19 protein-coding genes and 1 pseudogene are annotated in these 22,077 nt (G+C 45.7%); 18 read left to right on the forward strand and 2 right to left on the reverse strand.

Annotated features, from left to right (window positions below; translation table 11 throughout):
* Positions 1–193: 193 nt before the first annotated feature.
* The 17 genes from C6P11_RS03880 to C6P11_RS03960 all read left to right on the forward strand — a co-directional run bounded on the left by C6P11_RS03880 (position 194) and on the right by C6P11_RS03960 (position 19,185).
* A complete protein-coding gene (locus C6P11_RS03880; RefSeq protein WP_135518737.1) occupies positions 194–952 on the forward strand; it encodes a WxL domain-containing protein in 759 nt (252 codons plus the stop codon).
* Positions 953–1,210: 258 nt separating this feature from the next.
* On the forward strand, positions 1,211–1,801 hold the full coding sequence (locus C6P11_RS03885; RefSeq protein ID WP_167849523.1) for a DUF916 domain-containing protein: 591 nt from the start codon (positions 1,211–1,213) through the stop codon (positions 1,799–1,801).
* On the forward strand, positions 1,774–2,280 hold the full coding sequence (locus C6P11_RS03890) for a DUF3324 domain-containing protein (protein WP_135518741.1): 507 nt from the start codon (positions 1,774–1,776) through the stop codon (positions 2,278–2,280). Before C6P11_RS03885 ends, C6P11_RS03890 begins: the two co-directional genes overlap by 28 nt.
* Complete coding sequence (locus C6P11_RS03895) at positions 2,261–4,129, forward strand: mucin-binding protein (RefSeq protein ID WP_135518743.1); 1,869 nt, start codon at positions 2,261–2,263, stop codon at positions 4,127–4,129. Before C6P11_RS03890 ends, C6P11_RS03895 begins: the two co-directional genes overlap by 20 nt.
* Before the next feature lie 259 nt (positions 4,130–4,388).
* Entirely contained in the window at positions 4,389–5,114 is a 726-nt protein-coding gene (locus tag C6P11_RS03900; protein ID WP_167849524.1) for a WxL domain-containing protein, read from the forward strand.
* A gap of 131 nt (positions 5,115–5,245) precedes the next feature.
* Positions 5,246–6,733 carry a helix-turn-helix domain-containing protein gene (locus C6P11_RS03905; RefSeq protein WP_135518746.1) on the forward strand — a complete coding sequence of 496 codons (1,488 nt, stop codon included), beginning with the start codon at positions 5,246–5,248 and terminating at the stop codon, positions 6,731–6,733.
* Positions 6,734–6,905: 172 nt separating this feature from the next.
* On the forward strand, positions 6,906–9,326 hold the full coding sequence (gene priA / locus C6P11_RS03910) for a primosomal protein N' (protein ID WP_135518764.1): 2,421 nt from the start codon (positions 6,906–6,908) through the stop codon (positions 9,324–9,326).
* 50 nt (positions 9,327–9,376) lie between these two features.
* Positions 9,377–10,339, forward strand: coding sequence for a methionyl-tRNA formyltransferase (fmt, locus tag C6P11_RS03915; protein ID WP_135518748.1), 963 nt, complete (start codon positions 9,377–9,379; stop codon positions 10,337–10,339).
* Positions 10,323–11,696 (forward strand): 16S rRNA (cytosine(967)-C(5))-methyltransferase RsmB, encoded by a 1,374-nt coding sequence (rsmB, locus tag C6P11_RS03920; RefSeq protein WP_135518750.1) that lies wholly within the window; start codon positions 10,323–10,325, stop codon positions 11,694–11,696. The genes fmt and rsmB overlap by 17 nt, the downstream gene beginning before the upstream one ends.
* Positions 11,697–11,731: 35 nt before the next feature.
* Positions 11,732–12,472 (forward strand): Stp1/IreP family PP2C-type Ser/Thr phosphatase, encoded by a 741-nt coding sequence (locus C6P11_RS03925; RefSeq protein ID WP_135518752.1) that lies wholly within the window; start codon positions 11,732–11,734, stop codon positions 12,470–12,472.
* 1 nt (position 12,473) lies between these two features.
* Positions 12,474–14,336: a Stk1 family PASTA domain-containing Ser/Thr kinase gene (pknB, locus tag C6P11_RS03930; RefSeq protein WP_135518754.1), complete on the forward strand. Its 1,863-nt coding sequence runs from the start codon at positions 12,474–12,476 to the stop codon at positions 14,334–14,336.
* 28 nt (positions 14,337–14,364) lie between these two features.
* The gene (rsgA, locus tag C6P11_RS03935) at positions 14,365–15,279 is read left to right on the forward strand and encodes a ribosome small subunit-dependent GTPase A (protein ID WP_003609115.1); all 915 of its coding nucleotides are present in this window, start codon (positions 14,365–14,367) and stop codon (positions 15,277–15,279) included.
* Between the two features lie 21 nt (positions 15,280–15,300).
* Positions 15,301–15,960 carry a ribulose-phosphate 3-epimerase gene (gene rpe / locus C6P11_RS03940; protein ID WP_135518756.1) on the forward strand — a complete coding sequence of 220 codons (660 nt, stop codon included), beginning with the start codon at positions 15,301–15,303 and terminating at the stop codon, positions 15,958–15,960.
* Positions 15,960–16,625 (forward strand): thiamine diphosphokinase, encoded by a 666-nt coding sequence (locus C6P11_RS03945; RefSeq protein ID WP_135518758.1) that lies wholly within the window; start codon positions 15,960–15,962, stop codon positions 16,623–16,625. Before rpe ends, C6P11_RS03945 begins: the two co-directional genes overlap by 1 nt.
* A gap of 141 nt (positions 16,626–16,766) precedes the next feature.
* A complete protein-coding gene (gene rpmB / locus C6P11_RS03950) occupies positions 16,767–16,967 on the forward strand; it encodes a 50S ribosomal protein L28 (protein WP_003609111.1) in 201 nt (66 codons plus the stop codon).
* 139 nt (positions 16,968–17,106) lie between these two features.
* Positions 17,107–17,469 carry an Asp23/Gls24 family envelope stress response protein gene (locus C6P11_RS03955; RefSeq protein WP_003609109.1) on the forward strand — a complete coding sequence of 121 codons (363 nt, stop codon included), beginning with the start codon at positions 17,107–17,109 and terminating at the stop codon, positions 17,467–17,469.
* A 27-nt stretch (positions 17,470–17,496) separates the two neighbouring features.
* A complete protein-coding gene (locus tag C6P11_RS03960) occupies positions 17,497–19,185 on the forward strand; it encodes a DAK2 domain-containing protein (protein WP_135518760.1) in 1,689 nt (562 codons plus the stop codon).
* 65 nt (positions 19,186–19,250) lie between these two features.
* Here the strand turns inward: C6P11_RS03960 and C6P11_RS11480 are convergent, their stop codons facing one another.
* The gene (locus C6P11_RS11480) at positions 19,251–19,433 is read right to left on the reverse strand and encodes a hypothetical protein (protein WP_432430732.1); all 183 of its coding nucleotides are present in this window, start codon (positions 19,431–19,433) and stop codon (positions 19,251–19,253) included.
* Between the two features lie 18 nt (positions 19,434–19,451).
* Complete coding sequence (locus C6P11_RS03970; RefSeq protein WP_135518762.1) at positions 19,452–20,066, reverse strand: cupin domain-containing protein; 615 nt, start codon at positions 20,064–20,066, stop codon at positions 19,452–19,454.
* Between the two features lie 174 nt (positions 20,067–20,240).
* On the opposite strand from C6P11_RS03970, the pseudogene C6P11_RS03975 reads away from it, so the two are divergent.
* Positions 20,241–21,899: pseudogene (locus C6P11_RS03975) on the forward strand (family 43 glycosylhydrolase).
* Positions 21,900–22,077 lie beyond the last annotated feature (178 nt).

Genomic DNA, 22,077 nt, shown 5'->3' on the forward strand with positions numbered 1-22,077 from the left:
TCCAATTTTTGAGTATTTGGTTTGTTTTCCACTAACAAAATATCATAAAAAAGAGCTCCTATGGTTTTCACCCAACGGGTGAAAGCGCAAAACCCGCTGAAACGGTATTAACTTGCTGTTTCAGCGGGTTTTTGTTTGTCTTGATGAATAATCCGGGTTTAAATTTTTATTTTAAGGAAGAGGTATAGTTCTTATGAAGAAGACTGTATTTTTGGCAACTGCCGCCATTTTGACGGGTATGGTTGCTTCATCAGCTGTATTTGCTGACACTGCCACATACAAGCCAGTTGATACGACGTACTCAACGGCGGATGCAAAGGGAAATTCTAATGCAACAACAGATGCATGGGTGACATTTAAGGCAGCAACAACGAACCCGGATAAGCCACTTAACCCTGGTGGAAATCCAGATAACCCTTCTGATAAGCCAAGCAATGGTGGAAACACTAACCCTGGATTGTTGGCATTGATGTACGCCCCACAACTAGACTTTGGTGATAACAACACAGTTAGTGCTAAGGAGCAAACCTTTGGTGCAATTGATCCACAAACAGCAAAGGTAGCACCATACGCTCAAGTTTCTGATCACCGTTCAACTGGTGATGGATGGTCATTGCACGTTAAGGAAAACGGCCAATTCATGAAGGACGGCGTTGCATTGAAGGGCGCTACACTTAACTTTGTAACTGAAAACAAGGTTGATGCTGCATTGAATACAATGAGTAACTTTACCGGTACAGCTGTAGGTGCTACTGTTCTTGATACGGATGCACAAGTTATGAGTGCGCCAAAGAACACTTTGGACGGTATTTACTACGCCCAATTTGGAAAGACGGCCGGAGATAAGGGTGTTACGTTGACGGTTCCTGGAAACGCCGCTTTGGCAGGTAACTATCACACAACTTTGACTTGGACGTTGAATGCAGCTCCTGACGATGCTCCGGCCAAGTAATTTAATATATTTAGAGTGAGAAAGACATTTCACACCTAACACAATAAACGACCAATCTCGCAATCCACGAGGTTGGTCGTTTTTTGTGCTTCAAATCCGATAAACCGGAAAAACGACCAACGACTTTCGTAAACGTTTTTTAAATACTCAAAAAAATAATCTTTGTATCACGCCGTATCTACTCCATTCTAAGGCAGTTATTCCGAACGATGCTGGCTTTGCTAAACTTCTATGTGTAAGGAAGAGGAGGAAAGAGACATGAAGAGAAAGCTACAAATTGCATTAGCGACTGCGTTGACATTCGGCATGAGTCAAGTTGCAACAACTGCCTTTGCTGATAATAGTGCCCTCGGCGTTGATCCAATTTTCCCAGCATCACAAATTGATACAAAGACTGGTTATTACGACTTGAAGTTCGAACCAGGACAAGAACAAAACCTAGAGATGACATTGATGAATGACGGTGATAAGCCAATGCTTGTTCACATGAGTGCTAATCCGGCATCCACCAATGATAATGGGGTCATCGAATATGGTAAGAACAAGATTAAAGTAGATGAATCAATGACGGCTAACGTCGGCAGCATGATTACCGTACCAAAGAGTGTGACCATTCCGGCGCACGGTACCATCAAAGTCAGCGCCAAGTTGTTGGTACAAAGTCAACGATTTAACGGTATCGCAGTGGGGGGTATCTCGTTTGTGACCGACCCTGAAGCTGGTAAGACACAAAATAGTGGAGTCCAAATTCGCAACCGTTATGCCTACGACATGGGGGTTGTCTACACGAATCAGATGAAGCGGTCACGCCAAACCTACGCATGCACCAAGTTCGTCCAGCGACGGTGAACTATCGCACGGCCATCCTAGCCCGCTTACAAAACGACCAACCGGCATTTATCACTGACATGAAGTCACATGCGGTGGTCTACACGGCCAAGGATCACAAGCAAGTCCTATCTGAAGATAAAAAGAATCAGAAGGTCGCACCAAACAGCCACTTCGATTACACGATGATGATGACGGATGGGCAAAAGTTGCAGCCGGGCAAGTACGTGGCTGACATCGACTTAACGGCCAAGCAAGGTCACTGGCATTTCAAGCAAACGTTTGTTGTTGCAGCTAATCAAGCCCGCACAATGAACCAACGCAATGTCACAATCAGCCACTGGGTATGGTGGCAAATCGCTTTGATGATTTTGGCAGTCATTCTCTTGATTTTGCTAATCATCTTCTTAGTACGACGCGATCGTAAGCGCACAGCGGAGTTGCGTCGATTGCAAATGAGCGTTAGTGAGGTAACCAACAATGAGGGTAATCAAAACTAATAACTTAATAAAGCCACTGATTGTGTTGATTGGTGTTGCAGCAACGTTGAGTATGTCGGTTGAAATGGCATTCGCGGACGATACGACCTTACAACCGGGTGATCACATCCCCGCTAAAAACGTTTCGCCTGATGCAAAGACGTTTGATGATAAGCACTCGGTTGTCAGAACGACGCCAACGCACTCGGCATCTTTTCCAACGCCGACTTTCCGCAAAGGAGTTGGCGACTGGCAAATGTTGAATGGTGAAGCAGATGGGGGTGCTTACGGATTTTCATCAGCAGCATTTGAACGCCCATTGCGCACAGACCGCGACTTTTCGTTGAAAACGCACGGCTACATCACCTCAAAAAACAATTACTTGTATACAAGTGATTTTTTGGGAGTTGCCTTGTCTACTGCTAGTGCCGAGAAGCTATCAAGTGTACAGACTGGTGGTGTGAATTCAAATGCTGGATATGCCACCAAAGACGTGGCATGGCAGACAACGTTTGGGACCCAAGCCTTTGGTGAAACATACTATGGTCCAGTTAACTGGGGTTGGGGAATTAATAAGATGGATCACTACAACTTCGTGCGAACTACGATTGCGGGGGTTAAAAATCAAGCCAAGCAGACAAAATTTACGACGAGTAACTGGTCAGCAAAGCCAATTGATCAACAATACGACGTTAATTATGACGCAACGATACGCCAAGTCACATACACGGGCAGCGATGGTCTAACAGCGACGACCGATATACCGAAGACGGTATCTCGTATCTACATCGGCTTGTTAACATCAGTTCAAGGAAATGGTTACTATGACAAAAGTTATCTTAGCCTAAACGACATCAAAGGAACGTATGACACAACGACGACGACAGTACATTTTGTTGACAAAGATGGTAATCGACTTGCTGACGATGCGCAAATTGACAGTATCATCGGTGCAAAGATTTCGGTCTCTGGAAGCGGTGAAGAAAATTGGGTTGCACCAAGCATCCCCCACGCCACACTTGCTGGCACAGCTGCCGACCGTACCATCACAACAACTGAAGATACCTCAAAAAATGTCATCACAGTTCGTTATGATGCGGTATCTGGTAAGTTACCTGTCCAACTAGTCGATGATACCGACCCCAACAACAAGTTGGCTGATGCGACGATGCCGGTAGTGATTGGGCAAGACTTCAACTACGCAATCACAGATTTGAAGAACCTAGTGCCGGCGAACACGCACATCGTCAACTTGGAAAATAACGTTGGGACCGTTACGGCAGATGATCAAAATACTGTGACGAACCAACCAGTTATCATTCACGTGGCCCACGATACAAGTGATGAACAAGTAACGTACAAGCGCACGGTTCACTACCAAGGATTGCCAGCTGCACAGTTACCAAAGGATAACGTGCAAACCATTCAACTCACACGGACAACTGATAAATACACAGGCCAAGTGAAGTTGGAAACGCCGGCCGCTTGGCAGGATGTGAAGATGCCGGAAGTTAAAGGATATACACCAGATGTGACAACGGTTCATTGGGACATCATTGATCAAAACGCTGCTGAAACGTTGGACAAAACAGTCACTTACAAGGGCATGTTCAAAGTATTTGCGCCAGACGAGATGGATTTTGGCACGATTACAGTTGGCGATAAGTACTATCAAGGAGACGCCACAAAGTATGCCAAGAGCGTGCACGGCAGCCTATATGTTGCCCACACGGATGCGACCATGGCTAACCGCAATTGGCGACTAACAGCCAAGTTGAATCAAGACTTCATGGTCGGCAAGCCAACGTTGGAGCTCGCAGGTGGACAATTCACGATTAACAGTGATGGCGAAACAGAAATTGCCAATTAGTCAAATGAATCGACCGACGGCATTACGGAAACAACAATTAATGACGCTAACCCGGGCATGGTTGGGCTGCGATTTACGAAGCCGGCCCAACAAGCCCAAGCGGGAAAAGATTATCACGGAACAATTACTTGGACACTAGGAACGGTACCAGCATAAATGACAAATTGGGTGAAAGTGGGTTACCATGCCCCGCCAAATAAGACATGGTAATGAGAAAAATTTTGGGATTTTTGATATATACGGAAAGAGGGAAACTATCATGAAGAAGACTGTATTTTTGGCAACGACGGCAATTTTGGGAACGTTGATGGTATCATCAACTGGATTTGCAGCAACTTACACGGACAACACGGCGAAGACTGATGCCAAGGTTGCCTTCCAAGCACCTAAGGAAAACCCAGACAAGCCAGTAACGCCTGGTACTGACCCAGAAAACCCAGACACGCCTGACCAACCAGGTAACAACGGAAACGATTCAAAGGCATTGTTGAAGTTGGTTTGGGCAACGGACTTTGACTTTGATTCACACACGATCAGCTCAAAGCAAGAATCATACGCTGCTAAGCAATTGGCAACTAAGAACGGCAAGTTTATTCCAGCTTATACTGAAGTTTCAGACAAGCGTGCCGTCCAAACTGGTTGGAACTTGTCAGTTAAGCAAGACAGCGATTTCATCGGAACTAAGGGTTCAACTTTGAAGGGGGCCCAATTGAAGTTGGCTGACCCAGCAGTTACTGAGCTGGCAAACGGAGATGTTTCAACGATTACTCACCAAGCGAACACGTTGTCTGACAAGAACAGCACGGTTATGGACGCTAAGCAAGGGACGATGCCTGGTAACTACTTCGCTTCATTCCAAGGAACGGCTGACACAACGGCTCACACTGACGATGGTGTATCTTTGGCGGTTCCGGCCAACGCTGCTTTGGCTGACACGTACACGACAACTTTGACGTGGACGTTGAGCAACGAGCCAGAGGCTTAAACACAAATACGAATAGTACAAAAAGACCTGATATTACTGAATCAGGTCTTTTTTCAATCTTTCTTCACGAGGTTACATGACGCCTTGTGCTACTATTTCAAGTAAATTAGCGCAAGTAGGGGAGTTTCGTGATGGAATGGTTATTGGGAAAACGCGAATATAAGAAGTTGCAACTGTTCCGCTTTTTATACCAAAGCAGTGGCAGTTTTATGACGTTAGCAGAAATTGAAGCCCATTTTGGCTGGTCAAAGTACATGACCGAAACGTTAGTAACGGAACTGATTGCGGATGAAAAAGAAAACCATATTCCTCGTCACATCCAACTGGTGTACGATGCCGATACGCGCATCATTCATTGGTTGCCCGGCTACAGCGTGAGTTTGGTCAGAATGGAGCGTAAGTACACGCTAGAGGCGCATGCTTTTCAACTATTGATTGCGACGTTAAAGGATCGGCCGTTTTCGTTAAATGAGATTGCGAAAAAATCGGGTGTGAATTTAAATCATTTGAACGAAGACAAGCACGAATTAAATAAACGTCTGGGTGCGAGTGGGGTTCGTCTAAATTCAGCGAATCGACTTGAAGGAGATGAAACCGTGTTGCGCATCATGTATGAGCGGTTAATTTTCGGTGCGACGGATACAGTCGATGATTTGGGACATTATTTCGACGAAGAAACCATGCAATGCGTCCAGCGAATTATTGGTTACTATGAGTTTTCACAAAATAAAAAGCTCCCAGTCCGACGCAAATACATTATGGCGATTACCGTTGCGGTTTGGGTCGCACGGATGGGCGTTGCCTGTTTCATCCCCCGCGACAATGACTTTGATGTCCTAGTTGATACGCCCGATTTTAATTCACAAATGGCAGCAGTGTATGACAAAGTAAAGCAAATGGCAGAAGGGTTTACTAACATTACACCGGGCCATCTAAATCGTGAAATCCGATACGGCATGACGGCTTTGATTAGTAATGGCGTTTTGCAGGCGAGCTTGGTGGCGAATGCGGACCGTCACTATTTCCGTTTCTACAACGGCATTATCGACATCATTAAGCAGCAGTATTTGCGTCAGTTTAGAACTCTGATGCCGGCGGACACGGAGGATGATATTAAGACTAATCTTGACCGAGCGATGATTGCGGTTTATTTCTTATACAAGATTGATTATCGCGGGCATGACGATCAGATGCCACGACATTCCTTGCTACCGGAGTATGAGCTTTTTACGGAACAAGTATTTGATGGCATCCGGGAACATTTTGGGGTTGAAAGTCACGAGATACGTTCACGTTTATTTGCGATGTTCTACAATGTCTTTTTGCATGCCATCAGTCGTGATGTGATGATTCCGAAGATGACGATTATGCTTGAATTTGATAATCCGGGATTACAACAAGAGATTGAGTCATTGCTACGCCGTCGATACGAGTTGAACATTGATTATATTGATGATCCAACGATTGCTGACGCTGTATTGGCCGACCATTTAATGCCGCTTGCACCGAATAAACGTTTATTTATTTGGCAAATGCCACCATCGTTTGCCGAATTAGATGTGTTCATGCATGAAGCGGTGAAACTAACGATGACAAGATTTAAAAATCAACGCGAATAAAATTGAAAAAAGGTCAAGGTGGCAATACCTTGACCTTTTTTGTTGGTGTAAAACCAAAGGAAATATAAAGCGTATCGGGCGTCATTAGGGGGATTTGCCTAAGTTTGGTAAAATAGAGTGAGCAAATTTTAGACTTATTGAATATAGAGACCAGATGAAAGGAAAATATTACATGTATGCACAAGTGATTGTCGATGTACCGGCAATGCAAACAAACCAGCCATATACCTATCGTATTCCGGCTGAGTTAGCAGATGTTGTCGTTGATGGTATGCGGGTTGTTGTACCATTTGGCCGTGGGAATCGCTTGATTCAGGGGTTCGTCGTTGGCATCCTCAACGAGGCTGAAGATGCTGACAAGTTGAAGGACATTGATAGCGTTGTAGAGCTAACCCCAGTTTTGAATGATGAATTGTTGCAACTAGGTGGCTGGTTGGCCGAAACGAATTTTTCATTCCGGATTAGCGTGTTGCAAACGATGCTACCTAACGTGATGCGCGCTAAGTATTCAAAGACGTTACAACTGGTTGACCCAGATGCGATTGCGGACGATGCAGCCGTTGCGTTGCTATTTGCAGATCGTTCTGAAATTCCGTTTGACGAACATGAAATTGAGCCAGCGCTATTGCCAAAGTTGCAACGTTTGCAACGACAAGGTGTTCTACAGGTTGGCTATGTCGTGGATAATCGTGCCACGGCGAAAACAGTCTTGGCGATGAAGCCGACCCAAGACGCTGACTTTTATGATAATGAGCGTCGTCAGTTACGTAAGACGGCGGTTAAGCAAGCGCGCTTGTTGACCTTTTTGATGACGGCGCCACGTGACTTTATGCCAATCAAGACCGTTATTGATGAACAACATCTTGACTATCCAACGATTAAAAAAGCTGAGGAACAGGGCTGGATTACGCGTGCCGAAATTGAAGAATATCGATTGCCACGTTTGAGTAGCCCGGTAGCTGCAACGGAAGCTTTGACGTTAAACCCAGAGCAAGAAGTTGCTTACGATGCCATTACAGCTAGCTTGAATAAAGCTGAGAATCACACCTTTTTGTTAGAAGGCATTACCGGTTCAGGAAAAACCGAGGTGTACTTGCAAAGCATTGCCCACACGTTGGCCAATGGTAAGACAGCCTTGATGTTGGTGCCGGAAATTACGTTGACGCCACAAATGGTACGCCGTGTGAAGGGGCGTTTTGGCGACAATGTGGCGGTGATGCACTCAGGTTTGTCAGATGGCGAACGTTATGATGAGTGGCGTCGTGTTGAACGTCATGAAGTGCAAGTGGTTGTGGGAGCACGTTCAGCGATTTTTGCACCGTTGGAAAATATTGGTCTTATCGTAATCGATGAGGAACACGAAGCAACCTATAAGCAAGAAGAAAATCCACGTTATCACGCTCGCGATGTCGCGCTTTGGCGTGCCGAGTATCACAATGCAACGGTTGTACTAGGGTCAGCGACACCATCATTGGAAAGTCGTGCGCGTGCCCAACGTGGTGTATATACATTGCTAACGTTGACGGAGCGTGCGTTGCACAATCCGTTGCCAAAGGCGGAAGTTGTGGATATGCGTGAGGCGATGAAGGCTGGTGGGGATGATATTTTCTCACCACAATTATTAACGCAACTCCGCGACCGCATGGACAAACAAGAACAAAGTGTCCTGATGTTGAATCGACGTGGCTATGCAAACTTCATGATGTGTCGCAACTGTGGTTATACGCCACGTTGTGTGAACTGTGATTTGGCTTTGACGGTGCACAAGGACACGGGTCGTTTGGAATGCCACTACTGTGGTTACAGCGAACCAATCCCAACAACTTGTGCCAACTGTGGTTCTGATCGTATCCGTCCTTATGGTACGGGTACGCAAAAGGTTGAAGAAGAATTGCAACGCATTATGCCTGACGCGCGCATCATCCGTATGGACGTTGATACCACGCGTCGTAAGGGTGCGACTGATAAGATGTTGAATGATTTTGGTGAGAAAAAGGCGGATATCCTATTGGGAACGCAAATGATTGCCAAGGGTCTGGATTTTCCAGATGTCACATTGGTCGGTGTGCTAAACGCTGATACCACGCTTGGTTTGCCGGATTATCGAGCTTCTGAACGTACTTTCCAATTGCTTACCCAAGTGGCTGGTCGTGCAGGACGCGCTGATAAGGAAGGTGAAGTGGTTATCCAAACCTTTAACCCTGATCACTATGCCATTCAGTTGGCCAAGACACAGGACTATGAGTCATTCTACAAACAAGAAATGAATCTACGTCATACTTGGCAGTACGCACCATACTTCTACACGGTGCAAATTAAGATTGCCCATGAACGTCAAGATGAGGCAGCCAAGGTTGCCTATCAGACAGCGAACTGGCTCAAGCGCCACTTGGCATCTGACTCAGTTTTGCTTGGTCCTTCGACCGGTGCAATCGCGCGTTTGAAGAACAAGTACTACTACCGTATGGTGATTAAGTTTAAGCATGATGATGGGTTAGAAGAAGCGTTAACGGAACTTGTTTCGGCCGGACAACGACTACAAAAAAAAGGTGTTACCTTAACGATTGATCGCGACCCAGTGAACTTTATTTAACAAACAAACGAGGCATTATGCCTCATACATATAAAAAGGAGACTGGCAACATGACAACTAAGATTGTATTTATGGGAACCCCTAACTTTTCTGTGCCAATTTTGAATGCATTGATTGCAAATGATGACTACGAGGTTGCGGCCGTAATGACGCAACCAGATCGTCCAGTTGGTCGTAAGCGTGTAATGACGCCAACGCCAGTAAAGGAAGCAGCCGTTGCTGCAGGCATTAAGGTCTTGCAACCTGAAAAGCTTTCTGGTTCAGAGGAAATGGCTGAAGTCATGGCAATGCAACCAGATTTGCTGATTACAGCGGCGTACGGCCAATTCTTGCCAACCAAGTTGTTGGAAGCAGCACAAATTGCAGCGATTAACGTCCACGCATCATTGCTACCAAAGTATCGTGGTGGCGCACCTATTCACTACGCTGTGCTTAACGGCGATGCTGAGACAGGTGTCTCAATCATGTACATGGTGAAGAAGATGGATGCCGGTGATGTGATTTCACGCGCAACGTTGCCTATCTTGGATGACGATAACACGGGTACATTGTTCGACAAGTTGAGTCTATTGGGACGTGACTTGTTGATGGAGACGTTGCCTAAGTTGATTGCTGGGGATGTGCAACCTGAACCACAAGCTGAAGAAGACGTGACGTTCTCACCAAACATTTCACCAGAACAAGAAATTTTGGACTTCAGCCGTTCGGCACGTGAGATTCACAACCATGTGCGTGGTTTGTACCCATTCCCAATTGCCCACACGACGATTAACGGTGTACGCACGAAGATTCAACGTACCCACTTGATTGACGAAACAACAACGGCACCAGCCGGAACGGTTGTTAAGAAGGGAAAGCATGATTTGTGGCTAGCTGCTGGTGATGGCAACATCATTGCAATCGATGAATTGCAACCAGCTGGTAAGCCAAAGATGGACGTAACGGCGTATCTAAATGGACATGCTAAGTTCGAAGAAGGAGACATGGTGATTGCCGATGAGCAAGGGAAGTAGTAATAAAGTTGCCGAATGGGAGCTGCACAATGCACGTGCAATGGCCATTCGAACACTTGAAAAGATTCGTAATGGTGCCTATTCAAACTTGCAACTGAACAATACGGTTAAGCAAGCTGAATTGGATGAACGTGACGTTCACTTGATGACAACGATGGTTTACGGTGTTATTCAACGTCGCATGACTTTGGAATACTGGTTGACGCCATTCGTGAAGAAGCCGGAAAAGTTGGATCCATGGGTTCGCGAATTGTTGTACGTGTCTCTTTTCCAAATGAAGTTCTTGGACAAGGTGCCCAACCACGCTATCTTTGACGAAGCGATTAACATCGCCAAGCGTCGCGGTCACGATGGGGTTCGTAAGTTTGTCACGGGTGTGCTTCACGCAATTGACCGTGAAGGTGTGCGCTCATTTGACGAAATTGCTGACAAGGTTGAACGTTTGTCAATTGAGGCGTCATTGCCAACTTGGTTGATTAACCAATTGACAGAAGAGTTGGGCTGGGAGAAGGCGTCACGTATTGCGATGGCAATTAACGACGCACCTACGCAATCAGCTCGTGTAAACTTGGCAGTCACAACAGTTGCCGATGCAACGAAGATTTTGGAAGAAGGCTTTACGGTGACGCCATCAAAGGTAACACCGGATGCTTTGCTCCTTGCCGGTGGTCACGTTGCCAGCTCACAAGCGTTTAAGGACGGGTTGGTGACGTTGCAAGACGAATCAGCTATGTTGATGGCCCCTAGTTTGGACATTCAACCTGATGATCAAGTTTTGGATGCCGCGGCTGCCCCTGGTGGTAAGACGACGCAAATTGCAACGTATTTGAACGCGGCTGAAGGTGGTCACGTTGAAGCACTAGATATTCACGATCACAAGGTTGGTTTGATTAATCAAAACGCCGAACGTTTGCATGTGGCTGATCGTATCAACGCTCGTACGTTGGACGCCCGTAAGGTTGATGAGGCATTTGCGGACGGACAATTCGACCGTATTTTGGTTGATGCGCCTTGTTCTGGCTTTGGCCTATTGCGTCGTAAGCCTGAAATTCGATACGATAAGAGTATTGAAGACAGTTTGAGCTTGCAAAAGATTCAATTGGGTATCTTGGAAGCAGCTGCACCTAAGCTAAAGGCTGGTGGACGTATGGTTTACGGTACTTGCACGATTTTGCGTTCAGAAAACGAAGATGTCGTTGACATGTTCTTGGCTGATCACCCAGATTTCGAATTGGTACCAACGTACACGGCCTACGACTTAGATGCACGTGACGATCGTGGCATGGTTCACATGTTCCCAGATGATTTTGAATCTGATGGTTTCTTCATTGCAACGTTGCAAAAGAAGCAAGCCTAATTAACAAGTAACCGCTGAAAGGAAGGCTTATTTTTATGAAAATTGCGTATGCGTCCGATACTGGTCGTGTTCGTGCCGACAATCAGGATTACGTGGGCGTCTTCATTAACGAAGCTGGCGCACAGCTAGCAATCGTTGCTGATGGCGTTGGAGGCGAGAACGGTGGGGATGTTGCTGCAACCATGGCGGTTTCGCACATTGGTAATGAGTGGCAGCAAACCGACATTCATGATATTGTCGCGGCTCGTAACTGGCTACAAAGTCAGGCGGCCCAAGAAAATGAAACAATTTTAACGACGGCTAATCGTTACCGTACGTTGCGCGGTATGGCAACGACTTTGGTAATTGCCGTTATTTTGGTTGATCAATTAGTTGTTGCTAATTTGGGTGACTCACGCGCGTACCTCATTCGAGAGGGTCAATTGCGTCAATTGACGGTTGATCATAATTTAGCAAGTGAGTTGGTTCGCCGTGGTGCGATTACTGAAGATGAGGCAGTTAAGCACCCTGGTCGTCACGTGATTACGCGTCAACTGGGCGTCACTGAAGAGGCGGAACCGGATGTCTTTGAATTCGCAACCCGTCCAGGTGATATGCTAGTTTTGACGACTGACGGCATGCCAAAGCACGTGTCGGATGAGGAAATCTTAGCTAAGATTAATGACGCACCGACAATTACTGATGCAGTTGCTGAATTGATTAGTGCAACAAATGAAGCTGGTGGATCAGACAATGTCACAGTCTTGATCGGCCGACAAGAAAGTGAGGCACGCTAACATGGAAATGAATCAAATGATTGGCGGACGTTACCGAATTGCCGAACCATTAGGCGAAGGCGGGATGGCGAACGTTTATCGCGCCCACGACATTATTCTTGATCGTGATGTTTCAATTAAATTGATGCGTCTTGATATGCGTGATAACGAGGCAGTACGTCGTCGTTTTGAAAATGAAATTTCAGCGACAACTGCTTTGGTACATTCAAACATTATTCAAGTGTACGATTACGGTGAAGATGGTGGTTCACAATATTTAGTAACCGAATATGTTGAAGGGATGGACTTGAAGCGCTACATCGCTGAACGCCAACCGATTCCGGTGACTCGTGTCATCGAAATTATGAGTGACATCTTATCAGGTGTTGCTGAAGCTCATAAAAACGGTATTGTGCACCGTGATCTAAAGCCACAAAACATCTTGATTGACCTGAATGGTCAAGCAAAGATTACCGACTTTGGGATTGCCCGTGCTCAGACGTCATTTGGGATGACACAGACGAATACGGCAATTGGGTCAGTGCACTACATGGCCCCTGAACAAGTGAAGGGTGATATTGCGACTGTTCGAAGCGATATCTATTCACTTGGGGTGATGCTGTATGAGATGTTAACGGGTCATGTGCCATTTGATGGTGAAACGGCGGTTGCGGTTGCGGTTAAACACACGCAAGATCCAATGCCATCAATTCGTGACTTTGACCCACGAATGCCACAGGCACTTGAAAACGTGATTCTCAAGGCAACAGCCAAGAATCCACTTAGTCGTTATGCATCTGCAACTGAGATGGCTAGTGATTTGGCGACGGCACTGTCACCTAATCGCGTGGATGAGGCGCGTTGGGTTGATCCGAGTGAAGATGCAGCCGATGGGGCGACGAAGGTTGTGCCATTAGCACAAATTCAAGATATGGCAGCCAAGCGACCACAGGCGGTTTCTGAAACAGATGACCAGTTAGCTGATAAGGTTGCACCGCTACCTGATGCAACGGTCGCACCGAAAAAGAAGCGTTCACCATGGCGTTTTGTATGGCTGGTGCTCGGTTTCGTTGTAGCCATGATCGTTGGGTTAGCAATTTACGGGGCGATGCAACCAAGCAAGGTGCACGTGCCTAATTTGCGTGGCTTAACCCAAGCTGCGGCCAAGCAAGCTCTTGAAGACAATAACCTGAAGCTCGGTGATGTGACGACGACTAACTCGTCAACCATTGCCCGTGGTAAGGTTGTGCGATCAACGCCTTCAGCTGACAAGACAGTTGAAGCCGGTAAGAAGGTGGATTTGGTCGTTTCTAAGGGTGTCGCTAATGTTCGCTTTGGTGATTACGTCAACGATAAGTACACGACGGTTGCTGAAAACCTAAAGAATAAGGGCTACACAGTTGAACAGACTGAGGTTGCCGATGATACGATTCCAGCCGGTTACATCGTATCGCAAAATATCGATGCCGAAGACAAGGTTGTACCATCAAAGACAACTGTTAAATTCAAGGTATCAACTGGGGTAAGCCGTTACACAGTGCCAGACTTTAGTGGTAAGACGCGTGGAACGGTCGATGCTTGGGCTCATGAAAACGGCATCAGTGTCACGTATAATGAGATTTATTCAGATAGTAATAGTATGAGTAAGGATCAAATTGTGGCGCAATCTATCACCCCAGGCACGAAGATTACGTCTAATGAGATGCTGTTGATTTACATTTCGAAGGGACAGAACCCTGATGCTGTGTCATCAAGTTCGTCATCATCATCGTCAAGTTCATCAACACCATCGTCTTCATCATCAAGTTCGTCATCTTCATCAAGTAGTAGTTCAAGTTCGTCAAGTGCAACTAGCGCGACAACTGAATCTTCTACTCATCAATAAGATTAAGCAAAAATAAATAGGAGAGTAAATGGCAAATTATCATGGACAAATTCAATTAGCGTTGGCAGGATTTTATGACGTGTTAACTGATGACGGAGAATTATTCCGCACACGAGCACGTGGTAATTTCCGCAAGCGTGACATGAAGCCTTTGGTTGGTGACTGGGTAACTTTTAGTGCCGATAGCCAATCTGAAGGATATATTTTGGATATTGATGAGCGTGATAACAGTTTGGTACGCCCACCAGTTGCTAACGTTGATCAAGCAATTGTTGTGACGGCGGTTAAGATGCCAGATTGGTCAAGCAATTTGCTTGATCGTCAACTGGTCGCACTTGAAGAAAAAGATATTGAACCGGTGATTTATTTCACTAAGACTGATTTGCTTAATGAGCAAGAAATGGCTGAAATGGTGACAGTCGCCGACGGTTATCGCCAAGCTGGATATCAAGTTATTTTGCCAGAAAAGGCTTTTGACGAGCCTAGTTTGACGGCTGTTAAAGACATGCTGAGCGATAAGTTGTCAGTTGTGATGGGACAAACTGGTGCGGGTAAGAGTACATTGCTTAACCACATTGCGCCGGAATTGGACTTGGCAACGGGTGAAGTCTCACAAGCGTTGAGTCGTGGACGTCACACGACTCGTCAGGTTGGCTTGATTAAGCTGTTTGGCGGTTTTGTGGCTGATACCCCAGGATTCTCTGCGTTCGAAGTATTCGACATGGAAGCGCGTGATTTGACGCGTTACTTCCGCGAATTTAACGAACTGTCACCAAACTGCCGTTTCCGAGGATGTGTTCACTTGAACGAACCCGGTTGCGCAGTGAAGGAAGCATTGGCCGCCGGTCAAATCATGCAATCACGTTACGACAACTACAAGTTGTTTTACGATTTGATTGAGGGTCGCCGCCCGGTTTATAATAAACACGATAAGAAGCACTAGAAAAATACGAGGTTTTTTGAGATGACGATTAAGGTAGCACCATCAATTTTGTCTGCAGATTACATCAATTTGCAAAAGGACATCGAGTTGATTGAATCTGCAGGGGCAGAATTTGTTCACATCGATGTTATGGATGGTATGTTTGTACCATCAATTTCTTACGGTCCAGCATGGGTTAAGGCTTTGCGCCCAGTAACTAACATGGTCTTAGATGTTCACTTGATGGTTGAACAACCAGAACGCTACATTGACGTTTTTGCTGAAGCTGGTTCAGATATTATCGGTGTGCACTACGAGGCAACGCCACACATTCACCGTGCTTTGCAACAAATCAAGAACCACGGTATCAAGGCTGAAGTTGTTATCAACCCTGGTACGTCAGTGGCTGCTATCGAACCGGTTTTGCACATGGTTGACCAAGTTTTGGTGATGACGGTTAACCCTGGTTTCGGTGGACAAAAGTTCTTGCCTGAAACGTTGGAGAAGATTGCCCGCTTGGCTGAAATCAAGCGCGAAAAGGGTTATGACTATGACATCGAAATCGATGGTGGTGCAAACGACGAAACGACTAAGTTGGCCTACGAAGCTGGGGCAACGGTTGCAGTTGCTGGTTCATACGTCTTTGACAAGGTTGACCCAGCAGCTAAGATTGCCCGTTTGAAGGAAGTGACGTCAGACTAATGGAACGCTTGCGCTTACTAGTCGGTGGTCCAATCTCGGAATGGCCGGATGAACTCGCACAGGGAACGTTAGCCGGCCCATGGGCGGCTGCTGATCGTGGCGCACATCGTTTGTTAGCCTTAGGTCATGTTCCGGTCCTCACGGTTGGTGATTTTGATTCAATGACACTGAGTGAACGTGAACAAACGTTGGCTCAGTTGCCACGGGTCGTGAGTGCCAAGCCGGAAAAGGATGAGACGGACACGGAATTGTTATTAGATATTGTTGAACGTGAGCTACAACCTGACCACATTGAAATATATGGGGCAACCGGGGGGCGTATCGATCAACTATTGTCGAATATCTGGATTTTTACGCAACCACGTTTTCAACAGTTAGCAACGAAAGTCGTTCTGATTGATCGGACGAATCGCGTGTCCTTCTATTTACCTGGGACGCACGCGATTACGCACACACCAGGCATGAATTATTTAGGATTTATGCCATTAACACCAGTTACAGGCTTGACTTTGATCGATGAAAAATACAAACTAACTAACTGGCAAGGTAATCCATTCTCGTTCTCATCGAATGAATTTGACGGCGACGTTAATCACTTTTCGTTTGAGTCGGGGATGGTTGCGGTCATTGAAAGTCGGGACTTAACTGGTCAAACAGGTGATTAATTCGCAATTCCGACACAGCTTAATCGTGTAAAGTAAAAATACTTTACACAAAACCCTTGCACATCGAGTAAGGGTTTGATATTATTATTCAAGTAAATAAAAGCACTGAATTAAAAGAGCTTAAGATTGGAGGGTAAACATATGGCAGTTGATGCAGTCAACGGAAAGCGTACTCGCTTCGGTAACCAACGTTCACACGCCCTTAACTCAAGCCGTCGTAGCTGGAAGCCAAACTTGCAAAAGGTGACGGTTAAGATTAACGGTTCAGCACCTAAGAAGGTGTACTTGTCAGCTCGTACTTTGAAGGCTGGTTTGAAGAACGGTTCAATTGAGCGTGTTTAATAGATAAAGCTACCGTTTACGGTGGCTTTTTTCTTTATACACGGTATTTGTTCAGGGTATAACGAAATTGGCTATAAGGACCTATTTCTACGCTACGATATGGTAGAATAGATATAGTTTTATACGGAGGTCATACAAGATGGCAGTTAAGATTCAAACAACGCAAGGTGCAATTGAAATCGAAAACGAGGTCATTGCGACAATCGTTGGGGGCGCAGCTACTGACAACTATGGTGTTGTTGGTATGGCCAGCCAAAACCCACTACGCGATGGTGTTAACCAAATTTTGAATGGCGACAACTTTTCAAAGGGTGTCGTTGTTCGTCAACAAGATAACGGCGTTGTTGTCGACGTCCACATCATTGTTGGGTACGGTATGAAAATTTCTGAAATTTCAAAGAGCGTCCAAGCTCGTGTAAAAAACGATTTGAATGTCATGCTTGGTATTGTTGCTAGCGAAGTTAATGTAACGGTACAAGGCGTGCGCATGCTAGGAGACTAAAAACCTAGTTATAAGGAGTTGAGAAAAGTGGAAGTTGTAACGACTATTACCAACGTTGAATTTGGTAAGATGATCAACGCGGCAGCGGATGCGCTGAAGAATAACGCGGAAAAGATTAATAAATTGAATGTGTTCCCAGTCCCAGATGGTGACACAGGAACAAACATGACATTGTCAATGGCAAGCGGTGCTGAGTACGAGCGTAACGAAACGGATACGCACTTGGGCGCTTTGGCACAAGCAACGTCAAAGGGCTTGCTAATGGGAGCTCGTGGTAACTCAGGTGTTATCTTGTCACAAATCTTCCGTGGATTTGCGGCTAAGATTGCCGACAAGGAGACGTTGTCAGCTCGTGATTTGGCTGATGCCTTGATGGGTGGTGCTGAGACGGCTTACAAGGCTGTTATGAAGCCAACTGAAGGAACTATCCTAACAGTTATCCGCGAAGCAGCAGCAGCAGCTAACCGTACGGCTAAGGAGTCAGATGACGCAGTTGTTGTCATGAAGGAAACTTTGGACGCAGCTGAAAAGGCTTTGGCATCTACGCCTGACTTGTTGCCTGTTTTGAAGGAAGTCGGTGTTGTTGACTCAGGTGGTCAAGGACTTGTTATCGTTTTGGAAGCTTTCTACGCCGTTTTGTCCGGTGAAGAAATCACGCCTGAAATTGATAACGCTGCTTTGGATGCGATGGTGATGTCTTTGCACAACGCCGGTGTTCAAGGTGACTTGAACCCTGAAGATATCCAATTCGGGTACTGCACGGAAATCATGGTTGATATTGCAAAGGGAACGACTTACGATCAAGAATTTGATTATGACAAGTTCTACGAGCACTTGGCAGCCATGGGTGACTCATTGTTGGTTATCAACGATGATGAAGTCGTAAAGGTTCACGTGCACACTGAAGACCCAGGTGAAGTTATCAACTGGGGAACGCACTTCGGTTCATTGCGCAAGGTTAAGGTTGATAACATGCGTGATCAACAAGCTGAAGCTGCTGCTGCGGCTGAAGCACAAAAGGAAGCTGAAGCTAAGGCCGAAGCTGAAAAGCCTGCAGTTGCTTTGGCAGTTATCACGACGGCTACTGGTGAAGGAATCAAGGAATTGTTTGCTTCATCAGGTGCAACGGTTGTTATCGATGCTGAGCAAGCACCATCTACACAAGATTTGGTGAATGCCGTTAAGGAAAGTGGCGCTAAGGAAGCGTTGATTTTGCCTAACGACAGCAACATCTTTATGGCCGCTGACCAAGCAGTTGAAATTGCTGACGTGCCTGTTAAGGTTGTACGTACGCGTACCATCCAACAAGGTTTGACGGCGCTTGTTTTGGGTTACAACCCTGAAGGAACGCTTGAAGACAACGCTGAAGCAATGACCGCAGCTTTGGGTGATGTGAAGTCTGGTGCCGTAACGACGTCTGTCCGTGACACGACGTTGAACGGTTTGGAGATTCACTCAGGTGACGCAATTGGTTTGTTTGACGGTGAAATCGTCGTTTCAGTACCAAATGCTGACATTTACCAAGCAGCAGTTGAATTGCTAGGCAAGATGATTGACGAGGATTCAGAACTTGTGACGGTATACTACGGTCAAGGGTCATCTGAAGACGATGCAAACAAGCTTGAAGAAGCTGGTTTGGCAATCGACGAAGATTTGGAATTCGAGATTCACGATGGTGGTCAACCATTGTACCCAATCTTGATGTCAGTCGAATAATAGAGTAAATACGAAAGCGCCAACACGCTCGGAATTTCCGAATGTGTTGGCGCTTTTTGCTTATATTAAAGTTCGTTGTGTTGCTTGCGAGCTTGGAGCGGAGTTGTTCCATAGGCGGCCTTGAAATATTGCATGGCTAGGCGCTTATTGGTCAGTCCGTTTTTCATTAATAGTTCTTTGACAGGTTCGTCCGTTTGCAACAAATCTTGATAGAAGTGAGTGAGACGCACTTGATAGATATATTGCACTGGCGACAAGGCGATTTCTTATTTAAATAATCGGCTTAAATAATTTGGATTGTATGAAAACATGTCTGCGAGTTCACTGATGGGCAGCTGTTCGGCGTAATGGTCATTGATATAACTCAGTACTTCCTTCAGGTGATCCGTTTTCGTTTCGGGTGTTGTAACGGGTTCGGAAAACGTCGTAAAGAGTGCGAATAGCATTTGCAAAATCGTTGCCTGAAAGATGAACGGATAACCTGGAATCTTTGTGTCGTAGATATCACCTAAGATTGGAAAGTAGTCGGCGATTTTTTGATAATCCGAATCAGTCAGATCAAGATTGAAAGTTGTGTCTTCTGGATCAGGCCAATAATTCTTGATGAAGTCGATTGGAATTTGGAGCACATAGGCTTCGTTCGGCGTGTTGCTGACAGCGTGAATTGCCCCAGATGGCACGACGATAAATTGGCCATCGGAAATTTGGGTCATCGCATGGTTCAACGTAAACGTCAGCTCACCGTGAATTACATAAATAATTTCTAGACTGCGGTGCCAGTGAAAAGGGACCAAGCCGGGTTCATCCATTTTTGAATAGTAAAATCGAACCCCAACATCAGGGTTGTGTTGGACGGTTTCGTGATAAGTCTTTTTTGTCATAATCCTATTATCCCCGATAAATGACACAAAAACAGGCCAAAAAGGTTACAATTCTCACCTTCGAAAGGTATCTTTTTAACCAACGACCAGAATTGTATTGTCAATGTATCCGCTTACATTGTACTCTTGTTAAGTAATAACGAATGAAGAGATGACCCAAAGGGGAATATAAAAATGACAATGATTCAAAATCCAGTAATTCCAGGAATGGCACCAGATCCATCAATCATCCGCGTAGGTGAGACGTTCTACATTGCAACGTCAACTTTCCACTGGACACCAGGTGTTCAAATTTTCGAGTCAACGGACTTGGCAAATTGGACATTGATTGACCAAGTGTTGAAGAATGGTGAAATTAACTTGCAAGGAACAAACACACCAGCAGGTATTTGGGCACCACACTTGTCTTACGATGAAGCAACTGGCCGTTACTGGTTGGCTTACTCACACATGTTGAACATGGCTGGTCGCGAGTTCAACTCAGACTCATACGCGATGTGGGCAACTGATATCCGTGGTCCATGGTCAGAGCCAATTTACCTAACGTCAATTGGATTTGATCCAGCTATCTTCCACGATGAAGATGGCAAGCACTATGTTTCAATTTTGGAATGGGAGTCACGTACCGGTTATCAAGCACCAGGTCACATTGTGATTGCTGAAGTTGATCTTGAGAATGGTGGTATCATTGGTGATTGGCACCGTGTGACGCAAGGCTTCACAACACGTGGCGCTGCTGAAGCACCACAAATTTACAAGCGCGACGATTACTACTACTTGTTGATTGCTGCCGGTGGAACTGGTTACGGTCACGGTGTTGAAATCGGTCGTTCAAAGAATGTCTTCGGACCATATGAGGCACACCCATCTGGTGAGCCAATCATTACGTCTTCACCACAACACTTGTTCTCATTGGGCGACCCAGATGCTGGTCAATTCCAAATGTACAACCCTAACTCAGTGATGCAAAAGGCTGGGCACGGGTCATTGGTTCAAACACAAACCGGTGAATGGTACATCGCACACTTGATGTCACGTCCTTTGCCAGATACAACGTTGAACCCATTGGGTCGTGAAACGTCATTGCAAAAGATGGCGTGGACGGCTGATGGTTGGTTGCAAATGGCTGACGGATCAAACTTGGCGAAGATGGAAGTGCCAGGCATGACTGGTGTTGAATTTGAGAAGACAGCATCTGAAGACATTAATGAAACATTTGATTCAGAAACGATTGATAACCACTTCATGACGCCTTACCGTGATCAAACGGCGGCTTGGGTAAACACGACAGAAAACCCAGGTCACATGCGTATCTACGGTGGCAACTCATTCTTCTCACAAATGCAACCAAGCATTATGGCAACGTGAGCAACGTCATTTGTTTATGATGTTGAAACGGCCGTAACGTTCCAACCAGATCACTATTCAGAAACGGCTGGTTTGGGATTGTACTATGATGCCAACAACTGGTTCTACGCACGTTTGTACAAGTCATAGTCACTTGGTACGACGACGTTGAGCGTGTTACAAGCTAAGTTGGGCGACCGTGTTGAATACGTCTTCAACAAGGTACCAATGCCAGAGGGACACGTTGAATTGCGTATGCATTACGACTTCGGCCGTGCAACAATTTCATACCGTCGCAACGCTAACGAAGAGTGGACGGTATTGGTAGCTGACATCGACGTGGCTTACTTGTCTGACGAAGGTGTTAACGGTGAGCCAGGTGAAATTGGTGGCTTTACGGGATTGTTCAACTTTATTGGATCAGTCGACGCCCACCAACACGACAGCTTTGCTGATTTCGACTACTACACAGTAACAAACAACTAATACAAACCAATTTTGGGGATTCATTACCACGGGGAAACTATTATGAACATTAAACCCGGATTATTCATGCACTAAATTTTTAACCACAGCTAAATCAGTAAAATACGATAAATCACCTTGAAACTGCCAGTACCTTGGCACGGTTTCAGGGTGTTTTTTTCGATTGGGCGTTTTTTGA

The organism is Weissella confusa (assembly GCF_004766315.1).
Taxonomy (GTDB): Bacteria; Bacillota; Bacilli; order Lactobacillales; family Lactobacillaceae; genus Weissella; species Weissella confusa_A.

What these genes read in the sequence shown, in the direction of transcription:
- rpmB (WP_003609111.1), top strand. Translation starts at nt 16,767, where the DNA reads ATGGCAGTTGATGCAGTCAACGGAAAGCGTACTCGCTTCGGTAACCAA.
- C6P11_RS03895 (WP_135518743.1), top strand. Translation starts at nt 2,261, where the DNA reads ATGAGGGTAATCAAAACTAATAACTTAATAAAGCCACTGATTGTGTTG.
- priA (WP_135518764.1), top strand. Translation starts at nt 6,906, where the DNA reads ATGTATGCACAAGTGATTGTCGATGTACCGGCAATGCAAACAAACCAG.
- C6P11_RS03885 (WP_167849523.1), top strand. Translation starts at nt 1,211, where the DNA reads ATGAAGAGAAAGCTACAAATTGCATTAGCGACTGCGTTGACATTCGGC.
- C6P11_RS03925 (WP_135518752.1), top strand. Translation starts at nt 11,732, where the DNA reads ATGAAAATTGCGTATGCGTCCGATACTGGTCGTGTTCGTGCCGACAAT.
- pknB (WP_135518754.1), top strand. Translation starts at nt 12,474, where the DNA reads ATGGAAATGAATCAAATGATTGGCGGACGTTACCGAATTGCCGAACCA.
- rsmB (WP_135518750.1), top strand. Translation starts at nt 10,323, where the DNA reads ATGAGCAAGGGAAGTAGTAATAAAGTTGCCGAATGGGAGCTGCACAAT.
- fmt (WP_135518748.1), top strand. Translation starts at nt 9,377, where the DNA reads ATGACAACTAAGATTGTATTTATGGGAACCCCTAACTTTTCTGTGCCA.
- C6P11_RS03880 (WP_135518737.1), top strand. Translation starts at nt 194, where the DNA reads ATGAAGAAGACTGTATTTTTGGCAACTGCCGCCATTTTGACGGGTATG.
- C6P11_RS03970 (WP_135518762.1), bottom strand. Translation starts at nt 20,066, where the DNA reads ATGACAAAAAAGACTTATCACGAAACCGTCCAACACAACCCTGATGTT.
- C6P11_RS03945 (WP_135518758.1), top strand. Translation starts at nt 15,960, where the DNA reads ATGGAACGCTTGCGCTTACTAGTCGGTGGTCCAATCTCGGAATGGCCG.
- rpe (WP_135518756.1), top strand. Translation starts at nt 15,301, where the DNA reads ATGACGATTAAGGTAGCACCATCAATTTTGTCTGCAGATTACATCAAT.
- C6P11_RS03905 (WP_135518746.1), top strand. Translation starts at nt 5,246, where the DNA reads ATGGAATGGTTATTGGGAAAACGCGAATATAAGAAGTTGCAACTGTTC.
- C6P11_RS03890 (WP_135518741.1), top strand. Translation starts at nt 1,774, where the DNA reads ATGCACCAAGTTCGTCCAGCGACGGTGAACTATCGCACGGCCATCCTA.
- C6P11_RS03955 (WP_003609109.1), top strand. Translation starts at nt 17,107, where the DNA reads ATGGCAGTTAAGATTCAAACAACGCAAGGTGCAATTGAAATCGAAAAC.
- C6P11_RS03900 (WP_167849524.1), top strand. Translation starts at nt 4,389, where the DNA reads ATGAAGAAGACTGTATTTTTGGCAACGACGGCAATTTTGGGAACGTTG.
- rsgA (WP_003609115.1), top strand. Translation starts at nt 14,365, where the DNA reads ATGGCAAATTATCATGGACAAATTCAATTAGCGTTGGCAGGATTTTAT.